General features: G+C 40.9%; 7 protein-coding genes. 3 read left to right on the top strand and 4 right to left on the bottom strand.

Features of this window, described 5'->3' with window-relative positions:
- The first annotated feature begins 186 nt into the window (after positions 1-186).
- Positions 187-795, top strand: a complete 609-nt coding sequence (locus Q4546_RS08495; protein ID WP_102436783.1) for a hypothetical protein — start codon at positions 187-189, stop codon at positions 793-795.
- Positions 796-1,031: 236 nt separating this feature from the next.
- Here the strand turns inward: Q4546_RS08495 and phoR are convergent, their stop codons facing one another.
- The 3 genes from phoR to Q4546_RS08480 all read right to left on the bottom strand — a co-directional run bounded on the left by phoR (position 1,032) and on the right by Q4546_RS08480 (position 4,415).
- Positions 1,032-2,327 (bottom strand): phosphate regulon sensor histidine kinase PhoR, encoded by a 1,296-nt coding sequence (gene phoR / locus Q4546_RS08490; protein WP_102439539.1) that lies wholly within the window; start codon positions 2,325-2,327, stop codon positions 1,032-1,034.
- A gap of 221 nt (positions 2,328-2,548) precedes the next feature.
- Positions 2,549-3,238 (bottom strand): phosphate regulon transcriptional regulator PhoB, encoded by a 690-nt coding sequence (gene phoB / locus Q4546_RS08485; protein WP_102439538.1) that lies wholly within the window; start codon positions 3,236-3,238, stop codon positions 2,549-2,551.
- A gap of 217 nt (positions 3,239-3,455) precedes the next feature.
- Positions 3,456-4,415: a porin gene (locus Q4546_RS08480; RefSeq protein WP_303446090.1), complete on the bottom strand. Its 960-nt coding sequence runs from the start codon at positions 4,413-4,415 to the stop codon at positions 3,456-3,458.
- 344 nt (positions 4,416-4,759) lie between these two features.
- Here Q4546_RS08480 and rdgC point away from each other — a divergent pair, with 344 nt between their 5' ends.
- A complete protein-coding gene (gene rdgC, locus Q4546_RS08475; protein ID WP_102439550.1) occupies positions 4,760-5,671 on the top strand; it encodes a recombination-associated protein RdgC in 912 nt (303 codons plus the stop codon).
- A 129-nt stretch (positions 5,672-5,800) separates the two neighbouring features.
- Here rdgC and Q4546_RS08470 read toward each other — a convergent pair whose 3' ends face one another.
- Entirely contained in the window at positions 5,801-7,606 is a 1,806-nt protein-coding gene (locus Q4546_RS08470; RefSeq protein ID WP_102439536.1) for a M61 family metallopeptidase, read from the bottom strand.
- A 153-nt stretch (positions 7,607-7,759) separates the two neighbouring features.
- Between Q4546_RS08470 and Q4546_RS08465 the strand changes: the two genes are divergently transcribed.
- Positions 7,760-9,916, top strand: coding sequence for a tetratricopeptide repeat protein (locus Q4546_RS08465; RefSeq protein ID WP_102439535.1), 2,157 nt, complete (start codon positions 7,760-7,762; stop codon positions 9,914-9,916).
- Positions 9,917-10,074 lie beyond the last annotated feature (158 nt).

Here is a 10,074-nt window from a genome sequence, read left to right as displayed (position 1 = left end):
AGCATGTTAATAAACGGTGACCTTCCTACAGAGGACTTTCACCTCATTAGTTCATGCCCATGCTGGGCGTACACAAGAAATTCAACGGGACTAAAACAGTGGGCTGTTCGCTTCGCTCCATATTAGCCCACAATTTTTAGCCCGTTAATTGGGCGTTAGCTTTCTTATCACGTTAAGGAGAACTCATTGAGCAGTGTTGTTAAGCTTCTAGAAAGGGCTGTTATAAAGTGCCATGAAATCCATGAACACAGAATGTCTGAGTATTTTCCAGGGAAAGGCAATGGCGGCATTCATGAATTTAATCATGTTTTGACTTTTATTGAAGCTCTGCAAAATTTATCTGGTTATGACAATGTTGTTGCTTGGACTGAGGTACAATGCCTTCATAAAAAGCGAAAGCGGTCAGCTAGGCTCGATGCTGCAATCAAGTTAAAAAATGAAAATATAATTATTCTTTTAGAAGCAAAGCGGATAAGACAAGGAAAGACACGAGGGTCTTTTAACTCAAGTATTGCAATTAAATCGATACGAAATGACACAAAAAGACTGATAGAGATAGATGAGTCAGAACCAGTTGTCTCAGCAAGCAAAACCAACGCTATTTATAGGGTGATGCTGGCATCAATGTGGCTAAGTGATGATAGAAATATGCAAGATGCGTATGAAAAATGGAAGAGCCATGACGCTTTTGATATAAACTGGAAAGGGTGTGTGGTGAGCGAATCTGTCAGCAAGAGCACCGAAAAGCATTTAAAATTACTTCTGGCAGTAAAAATCCCACACATCAAAAGCTAACAAACAAAGGCAATCTGACGCACTAACGTGCGGCCGTTGCTTTGGTCGTTACCACATATCAGGTCACCATACTTTACCTAATGGAAGTCGTTGCTTTCAGAGTTTTAGCTCTAAATGATTTCTGTCCAAAAGCTTGTCAGAACCAGCAATTTACCAGCTATCACAACAAGTCACACAAACAAAAAAGCAGACATTGATGTCTGCTTTTTTAATGCTAAAAATTTAGGGGAAAGTCATTACCCCTTAATCACCAAATGTGCTGGAATAATAAAGCTAAAACAACTGCCCTTTTCTAACTCACTGGTAATGTGCAACTCACTGTAATGATGATTAAGCGCATGCTTTACAATCGCTAGCCCTAAACCACTACCACCAGTTTTACTGGAGCGGGCATTATCAACCCGATAAAAACGTTCGGTTAAGCGGCTTATATGATGTGGCGCTATCCCAAGGCCGGTATCGGTTACGCTAAATTTAGCGCCGCTTGGGACTAACTCCCAGCGAATGGTAATTTTGCCGCCTGGCTCTGTGTAACGAATCGCATTTGAAATCAAGTTAGTACAGGCGCTTCGCAATTGCACTTCGTTACCGTGACAATTTAAATTATCCTCACAAATGAACTCAAGCTGGTATTGATCCATTGCCAATGCCGAGGCTTCATCTTTTAAAATATCCAACATGACCTGCATATTGATGGTTTTTTCTAAATCAATATCAGCCCCATCTTCAATACGCGATAACACTAATAACTGCTCCACCATTGATTGCATTCGCCTAGTTTGCTGCTGCATCAATTTAAGTGGCTTATGGTTCATGCTGTCAGGCTCTTCCATGCTTTGCATGATCTCAAGATAACCTTGCAGTACGGTAAGCGGGGTTTTTAGCTCATGGGATACATTAGCAACAAACTCTTTGCGCATACCCTCTAACTGATTAATGCGGGTAATATCACGGGCAATCAGTAGCATCTGTCTGTCGCCATAGCTCATTAAGCGTATTTCTAATAAGCGTTGATCCGATAGTGGTGAGGGTAGCTCTAATGGCTCGTTAAATTTACCAGACTTAAGGTAGGCCGAAAAATCAGGATGACGGATGAGGTTATCAATGCGTTGACCGCTATCTTGGGGCCAAACAAAACCCAGCAGCAGTTGCGCCAGTTTGTTACACCATAAAATATTGAGTTCAGAATCAAGTACGACCGCAGCATCTGGTAAGGCTTCAGCACCTTGCCTAAAGCGGCCTAAAATTGACGCTAACTGGCCAACTCGGCGACGATTTTTACCTTGCAGGCGGTATATGCCATTGAAAATACCTTCCCAACTGCCAGTGCCTTGAGGTGGAGTGAGTTTGCGGTCTTTCCAAAGCCAGTAATTTAAGCGGGTAATTTGGCGGTAATGCCAGCCTAAAAGGGCAATACAACCGACAATAATACTCATATAAACTTGATTGATGATCATGCCTATGATGGCAAAAATCAACAAGATCCCCACAAGGCGAAGGAGAAGTCTGGACCCTGAGTAAGCTCGAAACATAAGCGGCCTAATTATGATGGTAAAAAATCTTAAGCAGATTTTTTACCGTATTGTCGGTCGAAAAATAATGGTTCACAAGATAACTTAAAACCATGTTACTGACTATAGCCAAGCCGTTGAATTACACTTAAATTACTGTAAATAAATAACAATATTTACATTTACCTAAACAACAAAAGTGAAATACAACAGTATATTAGGCTTTGGCTGATAGTGAGTAATTACATTCTGGTTGAAAAACGATATCCCGCACCGCGAACGGTTTGAATCAGTTTATCATGGCCTGAGTCTTCAACGGCTTTGCGTAAGCGGCGTATATGGACATCGACAGTGCGATCTTCAACATAGACGTTGGTGCCCCACACATTGTCTAATAGCTGTTCACGGCTATAGACACGTTCAGGGTGAGTCATGAAAAAGTGCAGTAACCTAAACTCGGTTGGGCCCATTTCTAGCACTGACTCACCAACAGAGACACGATGGCTTACCGGATCTAATTGTAACCCTTGCACATCGATAAGCTCTTCAAGTCGTGTTGGCGCACTACGGCGTAACACAGCCTTAATACGTGCCACTAACTCTTTTGGTGAAAACGGTTTAGTAATGTAATCATCTGCACCGACTTCTAATCCCTTAACCTTATCTTCTTCTTCACCGCGAGCGGTTAACATGATGATAGGAATTTGACGAGTAAACTCATCTTGCTTTAAACGCTTAGCTAATTGTATTCCACTTCCACCTGGGAACATCCAGTCTAATAAAATCAGATCTGGATAAGGTTCTTGCAGTAGGTCTATTGCTGAATCAAAATCTTCAGCAGCCGTTGTAGTAAAGCCGTGTTGTTCCATAACAAATGTCAGCATTTCTCGAATGGCTGACTCATCTTCTACAATTAAAATCTTAGCTGTCATAATATTATCTGTGAGTAGTTTGCCGCGTTAGTATTATTGGTCAGTTTTATTACAGAAATATGATCTCAAGGCCCTAAATGGAATTAAAATCATATTTTTGTCATAAATCTATCACGCTACGCCATAATTAATGTATTGAAAAACACAAAGGAGGCGATATGCCTCCTTTGTTATGTATCACACATTTTCGGTTAAACCGCTTTTAATAAAGCGATACTTAGAACTTGTTTTCGATACCTACAGCAAAGTAACTTTCGTCGATTGAGATATCCATATCATTACCATCTGCATCTTCCACTGTACCCATTGAAGTACGGTCAGTGTAGAAAGCAAATAACTTCGTTGGCTTACCTAGTGAGTAATCTGCGCCAATTGACCATGAATCGCCTTTATCTTCCATGTCTTGGTATTGGGCTTTTAGGGTCACGCTGTCAATTTTATAAGCAGCGCTGAGTAAGTAGCCATCTTTGCTATCACCGCTATCGACTTTTTCTTCTTGTTGGTACATACCGCCAAGTACAAAACCTGCGACTTTACCTTGTACTGTACCACGAACAATATCATAACCTGCAACTTCAGCATCATAGGCAACCGATGCATAAATTGGGGTTTTCTTCAGCCCTGAGTCACCGTACATTGCAGCGATACTGAAACCATCCTCATCTGCTTGCTTACTGTCACCTGATGCAGCGTAAGTCACGCCCGCTTGGAAGTCACCAAACTTAGGCGTTAAGTAAGTTGCGGTTTCTGCTATACGGTTTTCACCAGCAAATAAGTTTTTCAAATCGCCTGAGTAATCACCAAACTGGTCGACTTTGCCCTGCGACTTTTTCAGCATAGTGTCGTTACGGCCCACCGCGAATGAACCAAAGTCGCCTTTTAGGCCAACAAACTGATTACGGGCTTTGAAGTTGTTTGAGCTGTCTGAGTCAGTTGCCACTTCATATTCGATAGTATAAAACGCTTCTAAAGAACTGTTTAATTCGAAAGCGCCTTTCACACCAAATCGTGATGCATTGCTTTGCACTCGTGTTTCTGAACCTGAACCGTCATCATTTGATTGAATTGAAACATTGAGCTTACCGTAAATTTCAAGTGGCTCTGCCGCTTGAGCGGTTGAAAGCGTGGCAGCAGCAATAGCAGAAGCAACTAGCGTTTTATAAAAAGTGTTCATCATTTCATCCTTTAGACTTAATAGTTGGTGTTTTACACCTTTTTCTGTGCAGCTAATCAGTTGGAACGAGCAGAAACCTGCTACCTAATAGCTTGGGAACGAGGCGAATATTGCACACCTTTTGTTGCAGAAATATTTCAAAACAGGACTTTTATTTAGAACAAACTAATTTAATAACAAAACAAAACGCTCAACACACTGAAATATAAAGGTAATATTAGTGATTGGCCTTTTGTGACAATTTGATGAATTCTGCTATCACGACAATCAAACAGATTGGGGATGGTGGTTTACCCCAGCGCCACGATACCGTAAACTGCATTTTTAATTTTCGAAGAGTGTCTTTCATGTGGTTTAAAAATCTCACCCTATATCGTTTTAATAAGCCTTTCAGTACCGATACAGAGGCACTTGAAACAGCATTAGCTGACTTCACCTTTTCACCATGCTCAAGCCAAGACATCAGTAAGTTTGGTTTTTCTAATGCATTGGGTAAAAAAGGCCAAGCATTAGTTCACAGCGCTGAAAACCGTCATTTAATTTGTGTCACTAAAGAAGAAAAGATCCTGCCTGGCCAAGTGATCAAAGAAGCGCTTGATGAAAAAGTAGCGTTAATAGAAGATCAAGAAAGCCGCAAAGTGACCAAGAAAGAAAAAGATGCGATGAAAGAAGAAATAACCATGACGCTATTGCCTCGTGCTTTTTCTCGTCGTAGTCAAACCCATGCGTTAATCATGCCTGAGTTAGAAATGATTTTAGTGGACAGCTCAAGCGCCACTAAAGCTGAAGAATTATTAGCTTTATTACGCAAAGCCTTAGGCAGCCTACCGGTTGTGCCGCTGCACTTTACTACGCCAGTTGAAACCACGTTAACCGAATGGTTAAGAAACGGCGCATCACCACAACCTTTTGAAATGCAAGATGAAGCTGAGCTTAAGTCTGATTCAGATGAAGGCGGCATTGTGCGCTTTAAGCAGCAAGTACTGCAAGAAGATGAAGTATTAGCCCATTTAGCGACCGGCAAACAAGTACATAAACTGTCATTGCATTTTGCTAAGTCGATTGCGTTTTTATTACAGTCTGATGCCAGCGTTAAGCGCCTTAAGTTCTCTGAAGAATTTAGAGCTGCTACCGATGATGTGGGCACAGAAGATCCCTTGGCGAAACTGGATGCCGATTTTGCATTAATGGGCGGCGAGCTAGTCGCATTTATTAATGCGATGAAACAGGCATTAGGGCCTATTGAAGAAAATATCTAAATTTGTAACTTCACTTTAGTGGTTTAATCAAATTTAAAAGCCCAACAGAATTTATTTCTATTGGGCTTTTTTGTAGCAACTTTCTATGCTTTTAATCAAAAAATTGATTAAAACTATTAATTTACTAGCTTATTTAGCAAACTCACCTTGCTCATCAAATGGCCAGTCAATGCCTAACCAAGCTTTAAGAAAGGCCTTTTGTGCAGCCGTTGGTGAATCAACACCGATTATGGCTAGCTCACCTTTAGGTTGCTCATCTAAGGTTAACTCAAGCTGCTTTAAGGTGTCGTTATTAAACAGGCTTACGTTAATGGTGTCTTGCGGGCTGAAATCTTCTAAGCGCTTTTTAAAGCCCGCGGCAGTGACTTTTAAACCGTTAATGGCTACCACTTCATCGCCAGCAACAATACCCGCCAACCATGCAGGGCTGTTACGGCTGACATGGGATAGTGTTAAATCATCATGCTGACCCGATAACGTCATACCGCTGTAAACAGTCGACTTTGGCTCTTTGCCATAGGATATCGCTAAACCCGCTTGTGCCAGTAAGGTATCAAAATCTAAGCTGAATGGCTGGGTAATATGCTGCTGCCACCAAGGCTGATAATCTTTACCTGCCAGCGTCTTTAAAATACCTTTTACATCATCAACGCTATAGCCTTTAGGCAGTTTATGGTCACGGTATAATTGACGATGAACATCACGATACGAATGCGCTAACTGGGTGTCTTTCAATAAATTAAAATCCAGTGACAACGACGCCAAGTAGCCTTCAGAATAGATATTGACCCCATGGTTAATGGCATAATCACCGCCAGTATTGGTCCACTCATTTAAACTGGCTTGCGCAACCGATTGTATTTCACGACCCGGTTTATGCAGGTTGTTATTTATCCGTTTGGCTAAATCGGCAAAAAACTCTTTCGGGGTAATGACATCGGCTCGCAATAATAACTGATTTTGAAAATAACTGGTTGAGCCTTCAGCCATCCATAATAACTCTGTCATGCTGGCATTTTGGTAATCATAAGGCACTAGGCCCTGTGGGCGATAAGCTTTGACATTCCAAGTATGGATAAACTCGTGAGATGCTGTGCTGATAAAGCGCAGGTAATCTTTACGTTCTCTAAAGTTAAAGCGTGGCAATTGAATAATGGTTGAATTTAAATGCTCAGTGGCGCCTCGTGCGCCACTAGTGGCATGCACCATATACACATAACGCTCAAACGGGTAGTCATCCCAAATCACCTCAGCTTGGCTGCTGATTTTGGTTAAATCTGTAACGATTTGCTGAGCATCGTAATTACCTTCACCCCAAAAAACCAGTTCATATTCACGACCGTCAGCTGTAAAGCGATAATGGGCGTTTTCACCGGTTTCAATTGGCGAGTCAATTAACACATCATAGTTATCAGCAATAAATGAATGGGCTTTGCTGCCCTGTGCCATACCTGAATAACTGTTCCAGCCTTGGGGCACATTCATTGAAACCAACACATTGTCATCACGAAACTCTGGGCTATACATAAACACCCCACTGGCATCGATATAAGCATGTGAGCTATCAATATGACGCACTCGAGTACCTAAATCATTGGCATACAACTGATAGCTGACATTAACTGCAGTCGGTTTTGACAAATTCACTTGCCATTCCCCCGTCTCAGTACGCTGCCATGGTAACGCTTGGCCCTGTTCATCTGTTGCTGTAAATGAGCGAACCCCATCAGCTAACGGCAGCACTGCATATTTTCCCGTACGCCAAACGGGTAAATTGACCGTTAAATTCTCAGCTGAAGATGTAGGGAAACTAACATTCACTTGGGCTAAATGGTGCTGTGGCTGAGTCAAATCGATTTGGTAACTAACTTGGGCAAGGCTGCTGGCGCTAAAAAGTAAGCTGGCAGATAAAATAGTCAATTTTTTGGCTTTCACTCTCGATTCCTTCTGTTATTATTCTTGTTATGTTTTTAAGGACTTGTAATTAAATTTCTTCCCTTAAGGCGCGCAGTATAACAAGTACAGTGAGTTCACTCACCTAGTAACAATAAAAGCTTACAAAAATTATAATAAGGTTGCTCATTCTTCATGCGAAAACTCATCAGTGGTTTACTCAGCTTAATATTACTGTCGGCCTTTCCTGTTGTTGCGGATACCTTTATCGAAGCTGAAATTGAGTTTAATGAACGCCCAGTTCAGTTGTTTGAGCAACTGCAGAAAAAAACCAACTTCCCATTATCATTTAACAACCGCCAGCAATTTGAACAACTGGCTGAAGAGTTAAAATACCAACCTAAGCAATTACAAAGAGATTTAGCGACCCTAGCAAGATTATATTTACAATCAACCATCACAGCCCCTAATGAAGTCAGTCATGCCCGCTTATTAACCAGGCAACTTGAATCAATCGCTATTAGCCCGCTAGATGAAGCAAAAATTTTACTCTTAGAAGGAAGAATAAGAGGAAGAGAGGATCAGCAATATCAGCAAAGTATCATTCTGTTCAAAGAGGCATTAAACAAAATAGCCTCACTCAACGACAGCGAAGCCATGACCTTTAAATTTGTGTTACAAGGTTATTTAAGCATCATGAATAGCTTGCTAAAACAAGATACCCAAGCCATGTATCACTACAAACAGTATCGTGACCTTGCCTACCAAATGCGGGTGGATTATTTCATTGCCCAAGCTGAAACCGCTTTAGGTAAGTTCTATGTTAATAAGCAGCAACTGGCGAAGGCATTACAGCACTATAACGAAGCATTTCGTATTACCAGTCGATTAGACACCCCAGTGCTACATGCACACACTCAATTTCAGTTATCACGATTATATCGAGATCTAGGCCAATGGGATGAAGCCCTAAAAAATGCCAACAATGCCGCCATTAGTTTTCAGCAGCTAGGACAACAAGCCTTCCAATCAAAGGCCCTAACAGTCATAGCCATGGTTTATGGCATGCAAAAACAATGGAATAAAGCTATTGATTACTACCTTAATGCCCAACAAATTGATCAACAAAATGGTCATCTCATTGGTCAAGCCCTTAACTTTCATAATATCGGCGAAGCCTACTTTTATTTAGATGATTATCAGTCATCCCTCAATTACTTGACCATGGCCAATGAAATTTTTAAAGCCAGAAAGGTATTACACTACTTAGTGTATAACGAGTTATTGTTTGCTCAGGTAAGCTCAAAACAGCAGCAATGGCAGCAAACCATTACACATGCTGAGGCAGCGCTAGAGATAGCAGAATCAAAACAACTGATTGATGCCCAAAAAGAAGCCTTAGAATACCTTTCCGTTGCTTATCGTAAAGTGGATGACATTTCCTCTACCCTTGAGGTAATGGATAAAATGGTTGCCATTAGCCAAAGTGAACAAGAGTCACCAGTCAATGACATGGTTCATTCAAGCTTAAACGAAGAAAAATTCAAATTAGAAATTAGAAATTTACAGCAAAAACTCACTCACTACATGGGTGATAACAAGGACCAGCAAAAGGCTATTATAATCCTGTTTGCGGTGATATTTATCTTTGCCTTTTTATGGTTTGTCAGCCTAAAAAAATTAAATCGTGCCAAACAAACCTGCCAAACCTTACGACAGTTATCCGTACAAGAACCACTGACACAACTGAATGGTTACCAGGCCTTAATTAATTTACTTTCAAGTGCCCGTTCACCCAAAACGCTGGCTTTAGTGAATATACGCGCCCTGGCTGATATTGATATTGATCTGGGTTTATCTGAATATAAGGCGATTACAGTATCCCTTAGTAAACAATTAGAACTGGATTTACATTGTGAAGTGTTCATCATCAAGCCGGGTGAATTTGGCTTATGTTTCTCAGACGAGTTATCAGCCCAGCAAACATTAACCAACTTACAAGCACAGCTAGCTGCAATCACCATTGCCAATAAAAGCAATATACCTAATTTTTCAGATATTAGTGAGCAGCCATTACACGCCATTATGGGCCACGTTAACTTGCCATTACTGGCCAATCCGGATGTAAGATTAACGGCACAATTACAATATGAAACGGTGCAATATGCCCTCGCGGCGGCAAAAAGCCTCAATGAGGATCAAACCTATGTCAGTATTCGCAGCTTAAATTTTGCCCCTGCGGCGATATTTTTTAAACCCTTGTATTTAAATTTAACCCATGCACTGCAAAGAGGCATAATTAGGGCTGAAACAAATCGTCAAGCTGCCGATATTAAGTGGCCAACCGGTTGAGTTAACAACTCACGTGATTTACGCTCAAATAACACACAAGTCAATGATATATATCAAAAAAGCAAACAAAAATTGTGTGTAAACAAGTAATTAGTGGTATTGTTATCCAATATAGTTAATTGGACTAATAACAAATTTATTTTTCTCAAAGAAGGCTT

This window comes from Shewanella sp. 4_MG-2023 (genome assembly GCF_030548015.1).
In the GTDB taxonomy this organism is placed as follows: domain Bacteria; phylum Pseudomonadota; class Gammaproteobacteria; order Enterobacterales; family Shewanellaceae; genus Shewanella.
This window is presented reverse-complemented; position numbering and strand designations above follow the sequence as displayed.